This is a genomic window from Pseudomonas lundensis (genome assembly GCF_015377145.2).
Lineage (GTDB): Bacteria > Pseudomonadota > Gammaproteobacteria > Pseudomonadales > Pseudomonadaceae > Aquipseudomonas > Aquipseudomonas lundensis.
This window is the reverse complement of the sequence record NZ_CP062158.2, coordinates 3,945,620-3,965,190: the sequence shown is the minus strand read 5'-3', so window position 1 is coordinate 3,965,190 and position 19,571 is coordinate 3,945,620. Positions and strand designations below refer to the sequence as shown.

Below are 19,571 nucleotides of genomic sequence, written 5' to 3'. Positions count from 1 at the left end.
GGGGGGGAATCCTCGTAAGCGTATTAACCGGTGTAGCCGCTGACGAGGTGCCAGGCTGCGACAAGGCCGGGTGAGGCCTTCCCGATAAAGGGGGCTGCTTCGCAACCCCTCGCAGCCTGAGGCCTCGTCCGTGACCACAGGTATCGTGTGTAGCCGGTGCGTTAGCCTTCGAGTTTGCTCTTGAGCAATTCGTTGACTTGTTGCGGGTTGGCTTTGCCTTTGGAGGCTTTCATGGCCTGGCCGACAAAGAAGCCGAACATTTTGCCGCGCTTGGCTTCGTCTGCCGCACGGTATTGCTCAACTTGCTCGGCGTTGGCCGCCAGCACTTCATCCAGCACTTTTTCAATCGCGCCGCTGTCGGTCACTTGCTTGAGGCCGCGTTTTTCGATGACGTCGTCTGCGCTGCCTTCGCCGTTGGCCATGGCTTCAAGCACCACTTTGGCGATCTTGCCGGAGATGGTGTTGTCCTTGATGCGCTGCAACATGCCGCCCAGTTGTTCGGCCGTAACCGGCGACTGGTCGATGTCCAGGCCTTGTTTGTTGAGCAGGCTGCCCAGCTCGACCATGACCCAGTTGGCGGCCAGTTTGGCGTCACCGCTGATGCTGACCACTTTTTCGAAGTAGTCCGCTTGCTCGCGGCTGGAAGCCAAGACGCTGGCGTCATAGGTCGACAGGCCGAACTGCGACTGGAAACGCTCGCGCTTTTGCGGCGGCAGTTCCGGCAGGGTGGCGCGAACGTCTTCGATGAACGAGTCTTCGATGACGACCGGCAGCAGGTCCGGGTCCGGGAAGTAACGGTAGTCGTTGGCTTCCTCTTTGCTGCGCATGGCGCGGGTTTCGTCTTTGTTCGGGTCGTACAGGCGGGTTTGCTGAACCACCTTGCCGCCGTCTTCGATCAGCTCGATCTGGCGTTGTACTTCGCTGTTGATCGCCTTTTCGATAAAGCGGAACGAGTTGACGTTCTTGATCTCGCAGCGGGTGCCGAACTCGGCCTGGCCCACCGGGCGAATCGACACGTTGCAGTCGCAACGCAGCGAGCCTTCGGCCATGTTGCCATCGCAGATGCCCAGGTAGCGCACCAGGGCGTGCATGGCCTTGACGTAAGCGACTGCTTCTTTGGCGCTGCGCATGTCCGGCTCGGAAACGATTTCCAGCAGCGGGGTGCCCGCGCGGTTCAGGTCGATACCGGTCGAGCCGCTGAAGTCTTCGTGCAGGCTCTTGCCGGCATCTTCTTCAAGGTGCGCACGGGTAATGCCCACCCGTTTGACCGTGCCGTCTTCCAGTGTGATGTCCAAATGACCCTTGCCGACGATCGGCAATTCCATCTGGCTGATCTGGTAGCCCTTGGGCAGGTCCGGGTAGAAATAGTTTTTACGGGCGAAGACGTTGTGCTGACCGATCTCAGCGTCCACCGCCAGGCCAAACATCACGGCCATGCGCACGGCTTCTTCGTTGAGCACCGGCAATACGCCCGGCATGCCCAGGTCAACCAGGCTGGCCTGGGTGTTCGGCTCCGAGCCAAAAGTGGTGGCGCTACCGGAGAAAATCTTCGATTGGGTGGCGAGCTGGGAGTGAATTTCCAGCCCGATCACAACTTCCCATTGCATATGTTTCTCCTCAGAAGCCGGCAGGTGAGCGCGTGTGCCAGTCAGTGTTCAACTGGTACTGGTGAGCGACGTTGAGCAGGCGACCTTCCTGGAAGTAAGGTGCCAGCAACTGCACGCCCACTGGCAAGCCGTCGACAAAACCGGCTGGCATCGACAGGCCTGGCAGGCCCGCGAGGTTGGCGGTGATGGTGTAGACGTCTTCCAGGTAGGCCGAGACCGGGTCGCTGTTTTTAGCGCCGATTTTCCAGGCCGGGTTAGGCGTGGTTGGGCCGAGGATGATGTCGACTTCATTAAAGGCAGCCATGAAGTCGTTTTTGATCAGGCGGCGGATTTTTTGCGCTTGCAGGTAGTACGCATCGTAGTAACCGGCCGACAGCGCATAGGCGCCCACCAGAATCCGGCGCTGCACTTCAGGGCCGAAGCCTTCGGCGCGCGAGCGCTTGTACAGGTCGGTGAGGTCTTTCGGGTCTTCGCAGCGATGGCCGAAGCGCACGCCGTCAAAACGCGACAGGTTGGAAGACGCTTCTGCCGGCGCGATCACGTAGTACGCAGGGATCGCGTGCTGCATGTTGGGCAGGCTGATGGGCTTGATCACGGCGCCGAGTTTTTCGAGTTCTTTGATGCTGGTGTGCACCAGCTCCGCGATGCGCGGGTCGAGGCCCTCGCTGAAGAACTCTTTCGGTACGCCAATGCGCAGGCCTTGCAGCGAAGTGTTCAGGTTGGCGCTGAAGTCCGGCACGGGCTCATCGATGCTGGTGGAATCTTGCGGGTCGAAACCGGCCATGCCTTGCAGCAGGATGGCGCAGTCTTCAGCCGTGCGCGCCAACGGGCCGCCTTGGTCGAGGCTGGAGGCGTAGGCAATCATGCCCCAGCGCGAGACGCGACCGTAGGTCGGTTTCAGGCCGGTGAGGTTGGTCAACGCGGCGGGCTGACGGATCGAACCGCCAGTGTCGGTGCCGGTAGCGGCTGGCAACAGGCGGGCGGCTACTGCGGCGGCCGACCCTCCGGACGAACCGCCGGGCACGTGCTCGAGGTTCCACGGGTTTTTGACGGCGCCGTAGTAGCTCGATTCGTTGGCCGAGCCCATCGCGAACTCGTCCATGTTGGTCTTGCCCAGGCTCACCGCGCCGGCAGCGGCCAGCTTGGACACTACCGTGGCGTCGTACGGGGCCTTGAAGTTGTCGAGCATCTTCGAGCCGCAGCTGGTGCGCACGCCGAGGGTGCAGAACAAGTCCTTGTGACCGATTGGCGCACCCAGCAGGGCGCCGGTTTCACCGTTGGCGCGACGTGCGTCGGCGGCCTTGGCCTGCTCCAGGGCGAGGTCTTCGGTGAGGGTAATAAAGCTGTTGAGCTGCGGGTCCAGTTGGGCGATTCGCGCCAGCAGGGTTTTGGTCAGCTCTTCAGACGAAAACTTTTTATCGGCGAGTCCGCGGGCGATCTCGGCCAGAGTCATTTGATGCATGCAGGCTCTTCCTTTTACTCGATGACCTTGGGAACCAGATAGAGGCCGTTTTCGACCGCTGGCGCGATGGACTGGTAAGCCTCGCGGTGATTGGTTTCAGTCACGACGTCTGCACGCAGGCGCTGGCTGGCTTCCAGGGGGTGGGCCAGCGGCTCGATACCGGTGGTGTCGACAGCCTGCATCTGGTCAATCAGCCCCAAAATGCTGTTAAGGGCTTCGGTGGTGCGTGGCAGATCGGCATCATTCAGACCCAGGCGGGCCAAATGAGCGATTTTTTCCACGTCGGAGCGTTCAAGCGCCATGGGATTCTCCAGTGGAAAACAAGACGGATGCTATCCGTGTGTTAGATTGTCGGAACACTACCGCATTTCTACGGTCATATGGCCGCGATTGTGGGGGCTGGTGCTCGGAAAAGCGGCCAATTTAACATATTGGCGCCTTGCCCAAAATCCCTGTCGTTGTTAGAGTTTGCCGCACTTTTTTACCCACGCGTTGCCTAGGGTCCCTTTCCCATGTTCAAGAAACTGCGTGGCATGTTTTCCAGCGATCTTTCCATCGACCTGGGCACTGCCAACACCCTTATTTACGTGCGCGAGCGCGGTATTGTCCTGAATGAGCCATCGGTTGTGGCTATTCGGACACACGGTAACCAGAAAAGTGTCGTTGCCGTCGGCACCGAGGCCAAGCGCATGCTGGGCCGTACACCGGGCAACATTGCAGCCATTCGTCCGATGAAGGACGGCGTGATCGCTGACTTCAGCGTGTGCGAAAAAATGCTGCAGTACTTTATCAACAAGGTTCACGAGAACAGCTTCCTGCAGCCAAGCCCTCGGGTTCTGATTTGCGTGCCGTGCAAATCGACTCAGGTTGAGCGTCGCGCCATTCGTGAGTCGGCACTGGGTGCCGGCGCCCGTGAAGTCTTCCTGATTGAAGAACCGATGGCCGCTGCCATCGGCGCCGGCTTGCCGGTTGAGGAAGCTCGCGGCTCGATGGTGGTCGATATCGGTGGCGGTACCACTGAAATCGCGCTGATCTCCCTGAACGGTGTGGTTTACGCCGAATCCGTACGGGTTGGCGGCGACCGCTTCGACGAAGCGATCATCACCTATGTGCGCCGTAACTACGGCAGCCTGATCGGTGAATCGACCGCCGAGCGCATCAAGCAGGAAATCGGCACGGCCTATCCGGGCGGTGAAGTGCGTGAAGTAGACGTGCGCGGCCGTAACCTGGCTGAAGGCGTTCCACGTGCCTTCACTCTGAACTCCAATGAAGTGCTTGAAGCCCTGCAAGAGTCGCTGGCGACCATCGTTCAGGCCGTTAAAAGCGCGCTGGAACAATCCCCGCCAGAGCTGGCGTCGGACATCGCCGAGCGTGGCCTGGTGCTGACCGGTGGTGGCGCATTGTTGCGTGACCTCGACAAGTTGCTGGCCCAGGAAACCGGTTTGCCGGTCATCGTTGCCGAAGACCCGCTGACCTGCGTTGCGCGTGGTGGTGGCCGTGCGCTGGAAATGATGGATAAGCACACCATGGATCTGCTCTCCAGCGAATAATATCGGTGGTTGCAGTTCGAGGGTTATCACCAAAAGGTAGCACTTTGCTGTGCTGCCTTTTGGCGTTTATCTTTTGTCAATCTTCATCCAGGCCGCTTGAAGCCGTATGAATACATTGAATCCTTGCCCCGGAGGAGCGGCTTATTAAACCGCTCTTTTCCAAAGGCCCCTCTTTGGGCGTGCGCCTGTTGGTGCTGGTCGTGCTATCGGTCGCGCTGATGGTGGTCGATGCCCGTTTCACGTTGCTCAAGCCGGTGCGCAGTCAAATGTCGCTGGTGCTGATGCAGACCTACTGGATTACCGATCTGCCGCAACGTCTGTTCCAGGGCGTCGCCAGTCAGTTTGGTAGCCGGACGGAGCTGGTCGCCGAGAACGAGAAGCTCAAGACTGAAAACCTTCTGCTGCAAGGGCGTATGCAAAAACTCGCCGCCCTGACCGAGCAAAACGTTCGCCTGCGCGAGTTGCTGAATTCCTCTGCGCTGGTCAACGAAAAGGTTGAAGTGGCCGAGCTGATCGGCATGGACCCCAACCCGTTTACTCATCGCATCATCATCAACAAGGGTGAGCGCGACGGCGTGGTGCTCGGTCAACCGGTGCTCGATGCCCGCGGGCTGATGGGGCAAGTGGTCGAGTTGATGCCCTACACCTCGCGGGTTTTGCTGCTGACCGACACCACCCACAGCATTCCGGTACAGGTCAACCGCAACGGGCTGCGTGCAATTGCCAGTGGCACGGGCAACCCCGAACGCCTGGAATTGCGCCATGTGGCCGACACGGCGGATATCAAAGAGGGCGACCTGCTGGTCAGCTCGGGTCTGGGGCAACGCTTCCCGGCGGGCTATCCGGTCGCAACGGTCAAGGAAGTGATTCACGACTCGGGCCAGCCATTCGCTATTGTGCGGGCCGTGCCGACAGCCGCTCTGAACCGCAGCCGTTACTTGCTGTTGGTCTTCAGCGACAGCCGCACCCCTGAAGAGCGCGCCAACGACGCGGCTCAAGCCCAGGAAGCCGAAAACAACGGCGAGCCGCAGCCCATTATTCCGGCGACTGTGCCCAAGCCCGTGCCTGCATCCGTGCCCGCCGTGGCCCCGGCGCCCGCGGTCACCACGCCAGCAACGCCTGCGCCCGCCGCCGGAGCGGTCAAAAAACCTGCGCCCGTTGCAACACCCGCCGCAGCCACGCCGCCAGCCGCTGCGCCGGCCACCACCCGGGAGAGGCAATAATGGCGGGTATCCGTTCACGTAATGGCTGGATCATCTGGCTGACGTTTGCCATTGGCGTCTTGCTCAGCGTTTCGCCAATGCCGCAGTTCATGGAAGTGTTCCGTCCGCTGTGGCTGGCGTTGTTGCTGGCTTTCTGGGCGCTGTACATGCCGCACAAGGTGGGCATGGTCACCGCGTGGTGCCTGGGCCTGGTTGAAGACGTGGTTTACGGCACGCTGCTGGGGCAGAACGCTTTGATCCTGACCCTGATCACCTTCCTCGTGCTGTCCCTGCAACAGCGCCTGCGCATGTTCCCGATGTGGCAGCAAAGCCTGGTGTTGCTGGTCATCTTTGGCCTGGCCCAGTTGGCGCAATTGTGGCTCAGCGCCTTGACCGGGAACCGTCAGCCAACCCTGGCGCTGGTGCTGCCTGCACTGGTCAGCGCCTTGTTGTGGCCTTGGGTCAGCTACGGGCTGCGCGGGCTGGTTCGACGTTTCAAAATCAATTGATGGAAGCGTGAGCCATTTCCTGGTTTGCGCACACTGACAGGGAGATGTCTCGATGACTTCGCTTTATCTGGCCTCAGGCTCACCCCGCCGACGCGAGTTACTGACTCAAATCGGCGTGCCCTTCAGCACCGTCAGTGCTGCCATCGACGAAACCCCTTTGGTCAATGAGGCCGCCACGGCGTATGTCGAGCGGCTGGCGCGCGAAAAAGCGCGTGCAGGTTATAAGCACGTCATGGTGTCGTCTCCGGGCGATGCTTTTTGCGTGTTGGGCGCTGACACCGCCGTGGTGCTGGACGGACAGATTCTTGGCAAACCCGTCGACGAAGCCGATGCCTTGGCTATGCTCATGGCGTTATCTGGCCGCGAGCATGAAGTCTTGACCGCCATTGCCCTGATTGATGCAACCCGCTGCGAAACCCGTGTGGTGCGCAGCGCAGTGCGTTTCAGAAACATCAGCACACAAGAGGCTGCGCGTTACTGGGCCAGCGGCGAACCGCTGGATAAAGCCGGTGGCTACGCGATTCAGGGGCTGGGCGCGGTATTTGTGTCCGGGCTTGAGGGCAGCTATTCCGCTGTCGTGGGCTTGCCCGTGTGCGAAACCGCAGAACTGCTGGGACATTTCGGCATACCCTGTTGGCAAACCCTTTCCGTGCGCTAACTATTGCACCCATGAAACGTGGCACTACTGTGATGACGCCTGAACGAGACCCAGCCATGAGTGAAGAGATCCTGATCAACATCACGCCGATGGAATCGCGCGTGGCGGTGGTAGAAAACGGTGTTTTGCAAGAGGTGCATGTCGAGCGCACCCAGCGCCGAGGCATTGTCGGCAACATTTATAAAGGCAAGGTCGTTCGTGTTTTGCCCGGCATGCAAGCGGCATTCGTGGACATCGGCCTGGACCGTGCGGCATTCATCCATGCTTCCGAAATCTCCCTGCGTGAAGGTCAGGCGGTCGAAAGCATCAGCTCGCTGGTTCATGAAGGCCAAAGCCTGGTGGTGCAGGTCACCAAAGACCCGATCGGCTCCAAAGGCGCACGGTTGACGACCCAATTGTCGATTCCTTCGCGTTATCTGGTGTACATGCCGCGCACGGCCCATGTCGGCATCTCCCTGAAGATCGAAGACGAAGCCGAACGGGACCGCCTCAAACAGGTGGTCAGTGATTGCGTGGCGCAGGAAGGTATCAAGGAAGCGGGCGGTTTCATCCTGCGTACAGCGGCCGAAGGCGCGGGCGCGGATGAAATCCTGATGGACATTCGCTACCTGCGTCGCCTGTGGGACCAAATCGGTGCCCAGATCAAAACCGTCGGCGCTCCGACGGTCATTTATGAAGACCTGGGCCTGGCCTTGCGTACCCTGCGCGACCTGGTCAGCCCGAAGATTGAAAAAATCCGCATCGACTCCCGCGAAACCTTCCAGAAAACCACGCAGTTCGTGGCTGAGCTGATGCCAGAAATTGCGGACCGTCTGGAGCATTACCCCGGCGAACGGCCGATCTTTGATTTGTACGGCGTTGAAAGCGAAATCCAGAAAGCCCTCGACCGCAAAGTGCCACTCAAGTCGGGCGGCTATCTGGTGGTGGACCCGGCTGAAGCCATGACCACCATTGACGTCAACACCGGCGCGTTCGTGGGGCATCGCAATCTTGAAGAAACCATCTTCAAGACCAACCTCGAAGCGGCAACGGCCATTGCGCGTCAACTGCGTCTGCGCAACCTGGGCGGCATCATCATCATCGACTTCATCGACATGGAAGACGAAGAGCACCAGCGGCAGGTGCTGCGCACGCTCGAAAAGCAACTCGAACGCGATCACGCCAAAACCAACATCATCGGCATTACCGAGTTGGGGTTGGTGCAAATGACCCGCAAGCGGACCCGTGAGAGCCTCGAACAGGTGCTCTGTGAACCCTGCGTGTGCTGCCAAGGGCGGGGCAAGTTGAAAACCCCGGAAACCATCTGCTACGAAATATTCCGTGAAATCCTGCGCGAAGCCCGTGCGTATCAAGCCGAGGGGTATCGCGTGCTGGCCAGTCAGCGCGTGGTTGACCGGTTGCTGGATGAAGAATCGGGCAATGTGGCGGAGTTGGAAGGGTTTATCGGGCGTACGATCCGCTTTCAAGTGGAAACCATGTACTCCCAGGAACAATACGACGTGGTGCTGCTCTGAAGTTGCACGGGATGTCCGGATTTAAAAAGGGGGCTGCATTCAGCCCCTTCGATCATTACTGAAGGGGCCACCTGACATGGAGCGTCTGACACGCTTTTTTGCCGCGCTGACCCGCTGGGGATTAAGTCTTTGTGCGTTATTGCTGGTGCTGACGGCGCTCTACGTCAGCCTCGGGCGAGAACTCACGCCCCTGATTGCCGAATACCGCGCCGACGTGCAAACCAAGGCCCGCGATGCCTTGGGCATGCCATTGACCATCGGCAGCCTCGAAGGGCGCTGGCGCGGCATGGCGCCGGTGCTGCTGGCACATGACGTGATGGTGGGCGAAGGTCGCAGCGCCTTGCGCCTGGATGAAGTGCAAGTGGTGCCTGATGTCTGGGGCAGCGTGCTGGCCCGCGAAGTACGTATCGCCCACGTGCAGCTCAATGGCTTGCAACTGAGTGCGCGCCAGGACAAGGACGGGCACTGGACCCTCGAAGGTTTGCCAGTCCAGGACGACAAGCCTCTGGACCCCGAGCAGTTACTCAATCAGCTGCAAAAGGTTGCGCGTCTCTCCGTGCTCGACAGCCAGTTGACCCTGGAACCGTATAAAAAAGCGCCGATGACCCTGACGTATGTCGGCCTGACCCTCGACGTGGGGTCTTCCGATCAACGCCTGGATGCGCGGTTGACCTTACCCGATGGCCAGCCGGTTGCGCTGAGTGTCAAAAGCCAGATTCGCGCCAGCCAGTGGCGTGACGGCGCGGCGCAAGCGTATGTCAGCCTGCCGCAAAGTAATTGGGCCAAATGGCTGCCGTCCAGCATGACCCAAGGCTGGACCCTCAAGACACTCAAGGCCGGTGGTGAGTTCTGGTTCAATTGGGGCAACGGTACAGTGCAAAGCGCCACCGCCCGACTTAACGCCCCCACGTTCACCGGTGCCTACGCAGACCGCAAGCCAGCCACTATCGACAACCTGGCCTTGCATGCCTGGCTGGAACGCGGCGAGCAGGGTTACAACCTGGTGCTGGATTCCCTGGCCATGAGCCTGGGCGATACGCGCTGGGAAACCCGCGCGCAAGTGCAGCAGTTCAAGGGCACAGACACAGCGCAGGAGCGCTGGCACCTGCAAGCCGATCATGTGAACCTGACCCCGATCACCCCCTTGCTGGACGCGCTGGCGCCGTGGCCGGAGGGCGTGGCCAAAGTTGTCGATCAACTCAAGGCGACTGGCACGCTGCGCAATGTGCTGGTTGATTTTCGCCCTCACGTGAGCGGCGATCAAAAGCTCAGTTTCGCGGCCAATCTGCAGCAAGTCGGTTTCAACGCCACCCACGGTGCACCTGCGGCGCGCAATGTCAGCGGCCTGATCAGCGGCGACCTGGGCAAGGGCGAGCTGCGGCTGGACAGCAAGGATTTCATGCTGCACCTGGACCCGATCTTCGCCAAACCTTGGCAGTACCAGCAGGCCAACGCCTTGCTGACCTGGACCCTGAGCAAAGACACCTTCACCCTCATCGCGCCCTACATCAAGGTGCTGGGCGAAGAGGGCAAGATCGCTGCCGACTTCCTGATCCGCATCCATCTGGACCATTCGCAGGAAGACTACATGGACCTGCGCGTCGGGCTGACCGACGGCGACGGCCGTTTCACCCCTAAATACCTGCCTGAAGTCTTGAGCCCGGCCCTGACTGAATGGCTCAGCACCGCCATCATCAAGGGTGATGTGGAGGAGGGCTTCTTCCAGTACCAGGGCTCGTTAAGCCATGATGCAGTCGCGGCCGCGCGCACCCTCAGCCTGTTTTTCAAGGTGCATGGCGCCGAGTTGGCCTTCCAGCCGGGCTGGCCCCATGTACGGAATGTATCGGGTGACGTCTTCATCGAGGACAGCGGCGTGCGGATCATGGCCAGCAAAGGCCAGTTGCTCGACACCGAGGTGCGTGATGTCGCAGTCAATATTCCCCACGTTCCCAGCGGCAAGGTCAGTCACTTGCTGTTGCAAGGGGACTTTGCAGGCGGTTTGGGCGACGGCCTGAAAATCCTTCAAGAAGCCCCCATCGGCACCGCTGACACCTTTGCCGGTTGGCAGGGTGATGGCTCGCTCACCGGGCGGGTCGACCTGGATATACCGCTTGAGCACAGCGTCGAACCGAACATCGTGGTGGATTTCAAAACCGACAAGGCGCGGCTCAAAATCAGCGAACCGGAGCTTGAACTGACGCAGCTCAAGGGTGATTTCCGCTTTGACAGTGCCAAAGGCCTGAGCGGCAAAGGCATCACCGCCCGCGCATTCGACCGGCCGGTCAACGCGCAGATTTTTGCCGACGGCAAACCGGGCCGCATCAGTACTCGCGTGGTTGCCAATGGCCAAATCGCCGTAAAAACCCTGACCAGCTGGCTGAAGTTCAACCAGCCGATTCCGGTTTCCGGCAACCTGCCCTATCAATTGCAACTGACGCTCGACGGCGCGGACAGCCAGTTGCGTGTCAATTCCAGCCTCAAAGGCGCGGCGATTGATTTGCCCGCACCGTTTGGCCTGGCAACCAATGAAAGTCGTGACAGCGTATTTCGCATGACCCTGCAGGGGGCCGAGAAGCGGTACTGGTTTGACTACGGCAACCTGGCGAGCCTGACGTTCGCCGCGCCGGACGGCAAGCTTGAGGCAGGCCGCGGCGAGTTGTACCTCGGCGCCGGAGCGGCTTCGTTGCCGACCAGCAAGGGCTTGCGTGTCCGCGGCGTACTCTCGGAACTGGACGTGGCGCCGTGGCAGGCAGTGGTGGAGCGTTATGCGGGCAAGGATGTGGGGGGCAGCGCACAGCAATTGCTCAGCAGTGCGGATTTCAAAATTGGCAAACTGATTGCCATGGGCACCCAGCTCGACCAGGTCCGCTTGCAGATGAACCGCTACCCGGCGTCGTGGGGGATGAAAATCGACAGCAAACAGGCAGTCGGCTCGGTCACGCTGCCTGATGCGAAACACGCCCCGATTGCCATCACCATGCAGATCGTTCGGCTGCCGGCGACCGACCCTAAAGCTGTGGCTGATGAGAATGCCCCTGACCCTTTGGCATCGGTTGACCCGCGTAAAATTCCGGCGATGGACATCATCATCCGCCAGCTCTACCAAGGCCCAGACCTGATCGGCGCCTGGTCGCTCAATGTGCGGCCCACCAATCGTGGCGTGTTGCTCAACAACCTCAACCTGGGGCTCAAAGGCCTGCTGCTTGAAGGTTCGGGCGGCTGGGAGGGTTTTGCTGGCGCCAGCAACAGTTGGTACAAGGGCCGCCTGGGCGGGCGGAATCTGGCGGACGTGCTGAAAAACTGGGGCTTCGCACCGAGCGTCACCAGTGACAGCTTCCGACTGGACGTCGATGGCAACTGGCCGGGTTCACCGGCGTGGATTGGCCTCAAGCGCTTCAGCGGCACACTGGACGCGTCCTTGAACAAAGGCCAGTTTGTGGAGGTCGATGGCAGCGCGCAGGTGCTGCGCATTTTTGGGCTGCTGAACTTCAACTCCATCGGTCGACGCTTGCGCCTGGACTTCTCCGACCTGTTCGGCAAAGGATTGAGTTACGACCGCGTCAAAGGTCTGCTACAAGCCAATCGCGGGGTGTACCGCGCGAACAAGCCCATCACCATGACCGGCCCTTCAAGCAACCTTGAGCTGAGCGGCACGCTGAACATGGTGACCGACCAAGTGGATGCGAATTTGCTGGTGACCTTGCCCGTGACCAATAACTTGCCGATCGCGGCTTTGCTGGTGGGCGCCCCGGCCGTCGGCGGTGCGTTGTTCCTGATCAACAAGTTGATCGGTGATCAGGTGTCGCGCTTTGCGAGTGTGCAATACAGCATCAAAGGGCCATGGCAGGATCCGAAGATCACCTTCGACAAGCCATTCGAGAAGAAGTAAGCGCGACCGAGGAGCAGGGCATGTCGTTAGCAGTGATTCAAATGGTCAGTCAAAGCGATGTGCTGGCCAACTTGGCTCAAGCCCGGCGTTTACTTGAAGACGCGGCAGCCGGTGGCGCACAACTGGTCGTGCTGCCGGAGAACTTCGCGGCCATGGGGCGCCGAGACATGGCCGCCGTGGGGCGAGCCGAGGCGTTGGGCGAAGGTCCAATCCTGCCCTGGTTGAAACAGACCGCTTGCGACCTCAAGTTATGGGTGGTGGCGGGCACTTTGCCATTGCCGCCTGCCGGTCAGCCCGATGCCAAATCCCGTGCCTGTTCGCTGTTGATCAACGCAGACGGTGAACAGGTGGCGCGCTACGACAAGCTGCACTTGTTTGACGTAGACGTGTCTGACAATCGTGGCCGGTACCGTGAGTCTGACGACTATGCTCAAGGTGAGCAGGTGGTCGTGGCAGACACGCCGGTCGGCAAGTTGGGCATGACGGTGTGTTATGACCTGCGCTTCCCCGAGCTGTACAGCGAGCTACGTGCAGCCGGTGCCGAACTGATCAGTGCACCGTCGGCCTTTACCGCTGTGACCGGGGCGGCGCATTGGGACATCCTGATCCGTGCCCGGGCCATTGAAACTCAATGTTACGTGTTGGCGGCGGCACAAGGTGGCGTACATCCGGGGCCACGTGAGACTTTCGGCCACGCGGCCATCATTGACCCCTGGGGCCGAGTGCTGGCTGAGCAGGCGCAAGGTGAGGGCGTTTTGATCGCCCCACGCGATGCAGCAGAACAAGCGGCCATCAGGGCACGCATGCCGGTGGTCAGCCACCGGCGATTTTTTTCGCAGGGCGCACAGCGACCTGCCACGCAAGGCTAATTCAGGCCCATGGGTTCGGCACTCAAAGATGCTGAAGCACGGGCCAAGACGGAGTGAATATGAGCGAGTTGTTGACCTCAGTCAGCGAACACCTGTTGGCACCGGGCGGTGTCACCCTTGAGAGCCTGCAGACCGTGCTGGGTGACCTGGCCGGGCCGGGGATCGATGCGGCGGATTTGTACTTTCAGGGCCAGATTTCCGAATCCTGGGCACTGGAAGACGGCATCGTAAAAGAAGGCAGCTTCAATTTGGATCAAGGCGTAGGTGTACGCGCCCAGTCCGGCGAGAAAACCGGATTTGCCTACAGCAACGCCATCACCCTTGAGGCATTGGGGCTGGCCGCCCGTGCAGCGCGCTCGATCTCTCGGGCCGGTCAGCACGGCACCGTTCAAGCCTTCACCACGCAGGATGTAGCGCAGTTGTATGCGCCGGACAACCCGCTGGAAGTCATCAGCCGTGCGCAAAAGGTCGAACTGCTCAAGCGCGTCGACGCCGCCACCCGCGCCCTCGACCCGCGCATTCAACAAGTCACCGTGAGCATGGCCGGGGTGTGGGAACGCATTCTGGTGGCTTCCACCGATGGTGGCCTGGCGGCAGACGTGCGGCCGTTGGTGCGCTTCAACGTGAGTGTCATCGTTGAGCAAAACGGTCGTCGTGAGCGGGGCGGACATGGCGGCGGCGGGCGTACGGATTACCGTTATTTCCTGACTGACGACCGCGCCATGGGCTATGCCCGCGAAGCCTTGCGTCAGGCGCTGGTCAACCTCGAAGCCGTACCGGCACCGGCCGGTACCCTGCCTGTCGTACTGGGTTCCGGTTGGTCGGGCGTGTTGCTGCACGAAGCCGTGGGCCATGGTCTGGAGGGGGATTTCAATCGCAAGGGCAGTTCAGCCTACAGCGGCCGCATGGGCGAGCGTGTGGCTTCGAGCTTGTGCACCATCGTCGATGACGGCACCTTGCCAGGGCGTCGCGGCTCGTTGAGCGTGGACGACGAAGGCACCCCGACCGAGTGCACGACGTTGATCGAAAACGGCGTACTCAAGGGTTACATGCAAGACAAACTGAATGCGCGCTTGATGGGCGTGGCCCGCACCGGTAACGGTCGTCGCGAATCCTATGCACATTTACCCATGCCACGCATGACCAACACCTACATGTTGGGCGGCGAAAGCGATCCGGCTGAGATCATTGCCTCGGTGAAAAAGGGCATCTACTGCGCCAATCTGGGCGGTGGTCAGGTCGACATCACCAGCGGCAAGTTCGTGTTTTCCACCAGCGAAGCGTATTTGATCGAAGACGGCAAAATCACCCGTCCGGTCAAGGGCGCGACCCTGATTGGCAACGGACCCGAAGCGATGAGCAAAGTGTCGATGGTCGGTAATGACCTGTCGCTGGACAGCGGTGTAGGGACATGTGGCAAGGACGGGCAGTCGGTGCCGGTGGGCGTCGGTCAGCCAACCTTGAAGATTGATGCAATTACAGTCGGCGGTACGGGCAGTTGACGGGCTGCGGGCGGGTTGCAGGGCAACCCGCCCGCGTACGGGACTTAACGCAAGCCGCGTTGAGTCTCGTCCAACCCACGAATGTACTTGAACAATTTGCGGCTGGAAGCCGGGGCCTTGTTATGAGCCAGTTCGTGTTTGGCCTGACGCACGATCGAACGCAATTGCTGACGATCGGCTTCGGGGAACTCGATGACAAATTTTTCCAGTACATCGTCATCGCCTTCGATCAGGCGATCACGCCAGCGCTCGAGGCCGTGGAAACGTTCGTTGTATTGGCGCGAAGAGGCATCCACTTGATCGAGCATCGCCAGAATTTCGTCGATCGGTTGATCGCGCATCAGCTTGCCGATGAACTGGATGTGCCGCTTACGGGCAATATGAGCCGTATGTTTTGAAGCATCTACCAGTGCCCGGCGCAAAGCGTCGGTCAAAGGCATTTTGTTCAGCAAGTCAGGCTTGAGCGTCGTCAGACGTTCGCCCAGATCAACCAGAGCATGAAGCTCGCGTTTGACCTGTGATTTGCTTTTTTCGCCGTCGAAGGCGTCGTCGTAAGAATCAACCATGGTGGCAGTCCGCAAAGAAACGCCGCCATGATAACCAGTCGGGGGCCGCTTGTCCGGCCCGGTCGCTCGGCGGCTCTTCCGAAAACAGAATTTGAGTGGAGAAAACCATGAGTGCAGTAGAAAGCGTCGGCCCGCAGGCCTTGCCGGCACTGCAAGAGCAGGTCGAGCACATTATTGCCGAAGCCAAGCGTCAGGGCGCCAGTGCCTGCGAAGTGGCCGTGTCGCTGGAGCAGGGCTTGTCGACTTCGGTGCGTCAGCGTGAGGTTGAGACCGTTGAGTTCAATCGCGATCAGGGCTTCGGTATCACCCTTTACGTGGGGCAGCGCAAAGGTTCGGCGAGCACTTCGGCCACCGGTCCTGATGCGATTCGCGAAACGGTTGCTGCTGCGCTGGCGATTGCCAGCCATACGTCCGAGGACGAAAGTTCCGGCTTGGCCGACCCGCAGTTAATGGCCCGGGACCTGAAGGATTTCGATCTGTTCCACACGTGGGACATCACCCCCGAGCAAGCCATCGAAAAGGCACTGGCTTGCGAAGCGGCTGCTTTTGACGCCGACAGCCGCATTAAAAACGCCGACGGCACCACACTCAGCACCCATCAAGGCTGCCGTGTGTATGGCAACAGCAACGGGTTTATTGGAGGCTCGGCCTCTACACGCCACAGCCTGAGCTGCGTGATGATCGCCGAAGGCGACGGCCAGATGCAGCGCGATTACTGGTATGACGTGAACTGTCAGGGTGAGTTGCTGGCCGACGCTGCCGTCATTGGCCGACGGGCCGCGGAGCGCGCAGCTCGTCGTCTGGGCTCGCGCCCGGTGCCGACCTGCGAAGTGCCGGTGCTGTTTAGCGCCGAGCTGGCCGGAGGGCTGTTCGGCAGCTTTTTGGGCGCCATTTCGGGCGGCAACCTGTACCGCAAATCGTCGTTCCTGCTCGATGCCATGGGCCAGCAGATTTTCCCTGAATGGCTGACCCTGGACGAACGTCCGCACTTGATGCGTGCCATGGGCAGTTCGTCTTTCGACAACGATGGCCTGGCCACTTACGCCAAACCGTTCATCAAGGACGGCGAACTGGTGTCCTACATCCTCAGCACGTATTCCGGCCGCAAATTGGGCATGCCCAGCACGGCGAACGCGGGCGGCGTGCACAACCTGTTCGTGACCCATGGCGATGAAGACCAGGCTGCCTTGATTCGCCGCATGGGCCGCGGGTTGTTTGTGACGGAATTGATGGGCAGCGGCCTGAACATGGTCACAGGCGACTACTCACGGGGCGCGGCGGGTTTCTGGGTCGAAAACGGCGAAATCCAGTTCCCGGTGCAAGAGGTGACCATCGCCGGCAACATGCGCGATATGTTCAAACAGATCGTTGCCGTGGGCAATGACCTTGAGCTGCGCAGCAATATTCGCACCGGTTCTGTGTTGATTGAGCGGATGAAAATCGGCGGCAGCTGATTTCTCAACTGTTTTAAAAAAGGCGTATCACGGTTCAAGTGATGCGCCTTTTTTTATGCAGGTGAGCCATTGCGTCAGTCACTAGGCCATCCCGCCGGCATACGTCCGCAGAGCGCATTTCCCTTATAGTGTGCTCCTAACTTGGCGAAGTGCATCAAGGGGCCACAGCTATAAAAATCGGATGTTAGTTCAGTATCAATTTTGCAAACCGGTAACATCAACGGGACGGGGAAAAAGACGAGCCACAGGCTTATCCCGCACCATTTGTGCCCCTCTCGTGGTTCGCGAGCCTGTTCAACCTGGCGAGGATCGCTTTTTGGCACAATGACCGAAGCGCCTATGCATCCGGTCAATACACTTGTCATTGCAATGCATGCAATAAATCGCTTCATGTTCAATGGCTTACTTCAATTGGTTCAATGTCGTTTTCAGCGTTCTGATCGTGACCCAATGCCCTTGGAATCAGGTTCTTGGGCAAGATGAAGGCTTGGCGTTATTCGAGCAGCTCCCTCTTCTAATCATCCGAAAAGCAATCATTGATGCGTCGCTTATCAGGAAGTGAGAAGGGTGGTTTACGCCAAGAGTTAGCAGGTTTGAGTCGGGTTGTTTGACCTGCGAGAACATGAGCTTATCCTTAAGCAAATATGAAGTTTAAATAAAATATCCTGCGTATCCGATAGGGCGTAGAGCCTGTTTGTTGGCGCAACTTAACATGTATTTGCATCTAAGTAAGTGGGTTTATTATTTAAAGAGAAATATCCACAAAGTGCGCAAGAAGTTGCGCACTACTATTCAGGGATTCAACTGACTCATTGCAGTCCGGTTTTTCGTGTTTAACCTGTGCTCGCGTTTTTGAACCTCATGGGGCCGAGTTTTGCGTGCAAACTGAGCGCCTGCGCTTCCCCGCCTTGAAAGCGTGACGGACGTTTTTGTCCGGGAGGTACCTCCTTTCGCAGGCTTGTTTTGATAATCAATATCGCTTAATAATGAATCTCATTATCGAGCGAGCCTGGATCATGAGTTCTGTGTTGCACGAAAGCCCTTATCAGGAAAGCTGGCGCTGGATGAGTCGCCAGATCCGCTGCGGGCTGGCGCCCGATGAGCCGCGCCTGATTGAGCATTATCTGGCCGAAGGCCGTTACCTGGCCTGTTGCACGTCAACGTCGTCCTGGACGATTGCCCTCACGTCGTTCCGGCTTTTGCTGGACACCGCCACCGATACGGCGCTGCCTTGGCACTGGCGCAGTATGTGCCTTGACCATGCGTGGCGACCGCTGCGTGATCTCGAAACCCAAGCCTTGTGCGGATGTCGACTCAAACGCTGGCAACGCTGTGCCTGGCAATTGGCGACCTGTGAACTTGAACCGTCCATTTCTTTAATCGAACTGATGCAAGGATTTCACGATGAGTAATACCCGTATCGAACGCGACAGCATGGGCGAACTGCACGTGCCTGAGGCCGCGCTGTATGGCGCGCAGACCCAGCGTGCGGTGGATAACTTTCCCGTCAGTCATCAGCGCATGCCGGCGCAATTCATTCGCGCCTTGATTCTGGCCAAAGCGGCAGCCGCCAAAGCCAACGTGGCGTTGGGGCAAATCTCGGACGCTCAGGGCAATGCCATTGTCGAAGCGACGCAGATCCTGCTGGCGGGCGATTTCATGGAGCACTTCCCGGTGGACATCTTCCAGACCGGTTCAGGCACCAGTTCCAACATGAACGCCAACGAAGTGATCGCCACCCTGGCCACCCGCGTGCTGGGCGAAACGATCAACCCGAACGATCACGTCAACTGCGGCCAAAGCAGCAACGACATCATCCCGACCTGCATTCACGTCAGCGCCGCCTTGGGCTTGCATGAGCGTCTTTTTCCAGCGCTGACGCATCTGGTGGAGACCATTGAACGCAAGGCTTTACAGGTCCACAGCCATGTCAAAACCGGACGCACCCACTTGATGGACGCGATGCCGGTGCGCATGAGTCAGGTGCTCAACGGCTGGGCGCAGCAGCTCAAGGCCAATATCGGGCATTTGCAGGACCTGCAACCTGCGCTGCAATCCCTGGCGCAGGGCGGTACGGCAGTCGGTACCGGGATCAACGCGCACCCGCAATTTGCCGCGCTGTTCAGTCAGCAACTGAGTGCCTTGACGCACGTGCAGTTCACGCCGGGTGAAGACCTGTTTGCCCTGATCGGCTCGCAGGACACTGCCGTCTCGGTATCGGGCCAGCTCAAGGCCACAGCCGTATCGCTGATGAAAATCGCCAACGACCTGCGCTGGATGAACTCCGGGCCGCTGGCGGGATTGGGTGAAATTGAGCTGGAGGCGTTGCAGCCGGGTTCATCGATCATGCCGGGCAAGGTCAATCCGGTGATCCCGGAAGCCACTGCCATGGTCGCTGCGCAAGTCATCGGCAATGACTCGGTGATTACGGTCGCGGGCCAGTCCGGCAACTTTGAGCTGAACGTGATGCTGCCGGTCATTGCCCAGAACCTGCTCAGTAGCATCGAGCTGTTGGCCAATGTCAGCCGCTTGCTGGCCGACAAGGCGATCGCCACGTTCAAGGTCAACGAAGCCAAGCTCAAGGAAGCGTTGTCGCGTAACCCCATTCTGGTAACGGCCCTGAACCCGATCATTGGCTATCAACAGGCCGCTGAAATCGCCAAGACCGCCTACAAACAAGGGCGCCCGGTGATTGACGTGGCGCTTGAGTTCACCGACCTGCCACGCAGCCAGCTTGAGGTTCTGCTGGACCCCGAGAAGCTGACCGCAGGCGGCGTCTAACCCCCCGA

At 59.6% G+C, this 19,571-nt stretch carries 15 protein-coding genes; 11 read left to right on the top strand and 4 right to left on the bottom strand.

What is annotated here, in order from left to right; all coding sequences use genetic code 11:
• Nucleotides 1–161: 161 nt before the first annotated feature.
• Genes gatB through gatC form a run of 3 tightly spaced genes read right to left on the bottom strand, consistent with a single transcriptional unit; the run spans nucleotide 162 to nucleotide 3,371 of the window.
• Nucleotides 162–1,607, bottom strand: a complete 1,446-nt coding sequence (gene gatB, locus IF654_RS18690; RefSeq protein ID WP_047280035.1) for an Asp-tRNA(Asn)/Glu-tRNA(Gln) amidotransferase subunit GatB — start codon at nucleotides 1,605–1,607, stop codon at nucleotides 162–164.
• Nucleotides 1,608–1,617: 10 nt separating this feature from the next.
• Nucleotides 1,618–3,069 carry an Asp-tRNA(Asn)/Glu-tRNA(Gln) amidotransferase subunit GatA gene (gene gatA, locus IF654_RS18685; protein WP_047273346.1) on the bottom strand — a complete coding sequence of 484 codons (1,452 nt, stop codon included), beginning with the start codon at nucleotides 3,067–3,069 and terminating at the stop codon, nucleotides 1,618–1,620.
• Nucleotides 3,070–3,083: 14 nt separating this feature from the next.
• A complete protein-coding gene (gene gatC, locus IF654_RS18680; protein ID WP_047273347.1) occupies nucleotides 3,084–3,371 on the bottom strand; it encodes an Asp-tRNA(Asn)/Glu-tRNA(Gln) amidotransferase subunit GatC in 288 nt (95 codons plus the stop codon).
• A gap of 210 nt (nucleotides 3,372–3,581) precedes the next feature.
• On the opposite strand from gatC, the gene mreB reads away from it, so the two are divergent.
• From mreB to tldD, 8 genes are all read left to right on the top strand, one after another.
• Entirely contained in the window at nucleotides 3,582–4,619 is a 1,038-nt protein-coding gene (mreB, locus tag IF654_RS18675) for a rod shape-determining protein MreB (protein ID WP_002555108.1), read from the top strand.
• Between the two features lie 143 nt (nucleotides 4,620–4,762).
• A complete protein-coding gene (gene mreC, locus IF654_RS18670) occupies nucleotides 4,763–5,842 on the top strand; it encodes a rod shape-determining protein MreC (RefSeq protein WP_080960815.1) in 1,080 nt (359 codons plus the stop codon).
• Nucleotides 5,842–6,330, top strand: coding sequence for a rod shape-determining protein MreD (gene mreD / locus IF654_RS18665; protein WP_047273349.1), 489 nt, complete (start codon nucleotides 5,842–5,844; stop codon nucleotides 6,328–6,330). Before mreC ends, mreD begins: the two co-directional genes overlap by 1 nt.
• A 52-nt stretch (nucleotides 6,331–6,382) precedes the next feature.
• Nucleotides 6,383–6,988, top strand: coding sequence for a Maf family protein (locus tag IF654_RS18660; protein ID WP_194862154.1), 606 nt, complete (start codon nucleotides 6,383–6,385; stop codon nucleotides 6,986–6,988).
• 56 nt (nucleotides 6,989–7,044) lie between these two features.
• A complete protein-coding gene (rng, locus tag IF654_RS18655) occupies nucleotides 7,045–8,502 on the top strand; it encodes a ribonuclease G (RefSeq protein ID WP_047273351.1) in 1,458 nt (485 codons plus the stop codon).
• 76 nt (nucleotides 8,503–8,578) lie between these two features.
• Nucleotides 8,579–12,391 carry a YhdP family protein gene (locus IF654_RS18650; RefSeq protein WP_194862155.1) on the top strand — a complete coding sequence of 1,271 codons (3,813 nt, stop codon included), beginning with the start codon at nucleotides 8,579–8,581 and terminating at the stop codon, nucleotides 12,389–12,391.
• A gap of 20 nt (nucleotides 12,392–12,411) precedes the next feature.
• Nucleotides 12,412–13,260: a carbon-nitrogen hydrolase family protein gene (locus tag IF654_RS18645; protein WP_047282076.1), complete on the top strand. Its 849-nt coding sequence runs from the start codon at nucleotides 12,412–12,414 to the stop codon at nucleotides 13,258–13,260.
• Nucleotides 13,261–13,319: 59 nt separating this feature from the next.
• Complete coding sequence (tldD, locus tag IF654_RS18640) at nucleotides 13,320–14,762, top strand: metalloprotease TldD (RefSeq protein ID WP_047273354.1); 1,443 nt, start codon at nucleotides 13,320–13,322, stop codon at nucleotides 14,760–14,762.
• Nucleotides 14,763–14,806: 44 nt separating this feature from the next.
• Here tldD and yjgA read toward each other — a convergent pair whose 3' ends face one another.
• Nucleotides 14,807–15,328 (bottom strand): ribosome biogenesis factor YjgA, encoded by a 522-nt coding sequence (yjgA, locus tag IF654_RS18635; RefSeq protein WP_047273355.1) that lies wholly within the window; start codon nucleotides 15,326–15,328, stop codon nucleotides 14,807–14,809.
• Nucleotides 15,329–15,435: 107 nt separating this feature from the next.
• Here yjgA and pmbA point away from each other — a divergent pair, with 107 nt between their 5' ends.
• From pmbA to IF654_RS18620, 3 genes are all read left to right on the top strand, one after another.
• Nucleotides 15,436–16,782, top strand: coding sequence for a metalloprotease PmbA (gene pmbA / locus IF654_RS18630; protein WP_047275412.1), 1,347 nt, complete (start codon nucleotides 15,436–15,438; stop codon nucleotides 16,780–16,782).
• Between the two features lie 1,016 nt (nucleotides 16,783–17,798).
• Nucleotides 17,799–18,194 carry a hypothetical protein gene (locus tag IF654_RS18625; protein ID WP_047273459.1) on the top strand — a complete coding sequence of 132 codons (396 nt, stop codon included), beginning with the start codon at nucleotides 17,799–17,801 and terminating at the stop codon, nucleotides 18,192–18,194.
• Nucleotides 18,187–19,563, top strand: coding sequence for a class II fumarate hydratase (locus tag IF654_RS18620; protein ID WP_194862156.1), 1,377 nt, complete (start codon nucleotides 18,187–18,189; stop codon nucleotides 19,561–19,563). Before IF654_RS18625 ends, IF654_RS18620 begins: the two co-directional genes overlap by 8 nt.
• The last annotated feature ends 8 nt before the right edge of the window (nucleotides 19,564–19,571 follow it).

Coding starts and splice junctions, on each gene's coding strand:
- gatB (WP_047280035.1), bottom strand. CDS start 1,607: ATGCAATGGGAAGTTGTGATCGGGCTGGAAATTCACTCCCAGCTCGCC.
- gatA (WP_047273346.1), bottom strand. CDS start 3,069: ATGCATCAAATGACTCTGGCCGAGATCGCCCGCGGACTCGCCGATAAA.
- gatC (WP_047273347.1), bottom strand. CDS start 3,371: ATGGCGCTTGAACGCTCCGACGTGGAAAAAATCGCTCATTTGGCCCGC.
- mreB (WP_002555108.1), top strand. CDS start 3,582: ATGTTCAAGAAACTGCGTGGCATGTTTTCCAGCGATCTTTCCATCGAC.
- mreD (WP_047273349.1), top strand. CDS start 5,842: ATGGCGGGTATCCGTTCACGTAATGGCTGGATCATCTGGCTGACGTTT.
- IF654_RS18660 (WP_194862154.1), top strand. CDS start 6,383: ATGACTTCGCTTTATCTGGCCTCAGGCTCACCCCGCCGACGCGAGTTA.
- rng (WP_047273351.1), top strand. CDS start 7,045: ATGAGTGAAGAGATCCTGATCAACATCACGCCGATGGAATCGCGCGTG.
- IF654_RS18650 (WP_194862155.1), top strand. CDS start 8,579: ATGGAGCGTCTGACACGCTTTTTTGCCGCGCTGACCCGCTGGGGATTA.
- IF654_RS18645 (WP_047282076.1), top strand. CDS start 12,412: ATGTCGTTAGCAGTGATTCAAATGGTCAGTCAAAGCGATGTGCTGGCC.
- tldD (WP_047273354.1), top strand. CDS start 13,320: ATGAGCGAGTTGTTGACCTCAGTCAGCGAACACCTGTTGGCACCGGGC.
- yjgA (WP_047273355.1), bottom strand. CDS start 15,328: ATGGTTGATTCTTACGACGACGCCTTCGACGGCGAAAAAAGCAAATCA.
- pmbA (WP_047275412.1), top strand. CDS start 15,436: ATGAGTGCAGTAGAAAGCGTCGGCCCGCAGGCCTTGCCGGCACTGCAA.
- IF654_RS18625 (WP_047273459.1), top strand. CDS start 17,799: ATGAGTTCTGTGTTGCACGAAAGCCCTTATCAGGAAAGCTGGCGCTGG.
- IF654_RS18620 (WP_194862156.1), top strand. CDS start 18,187: ATGAGTAATACCCGTATCGAACGCGACAGCATGGGCGAACTGCACGTG.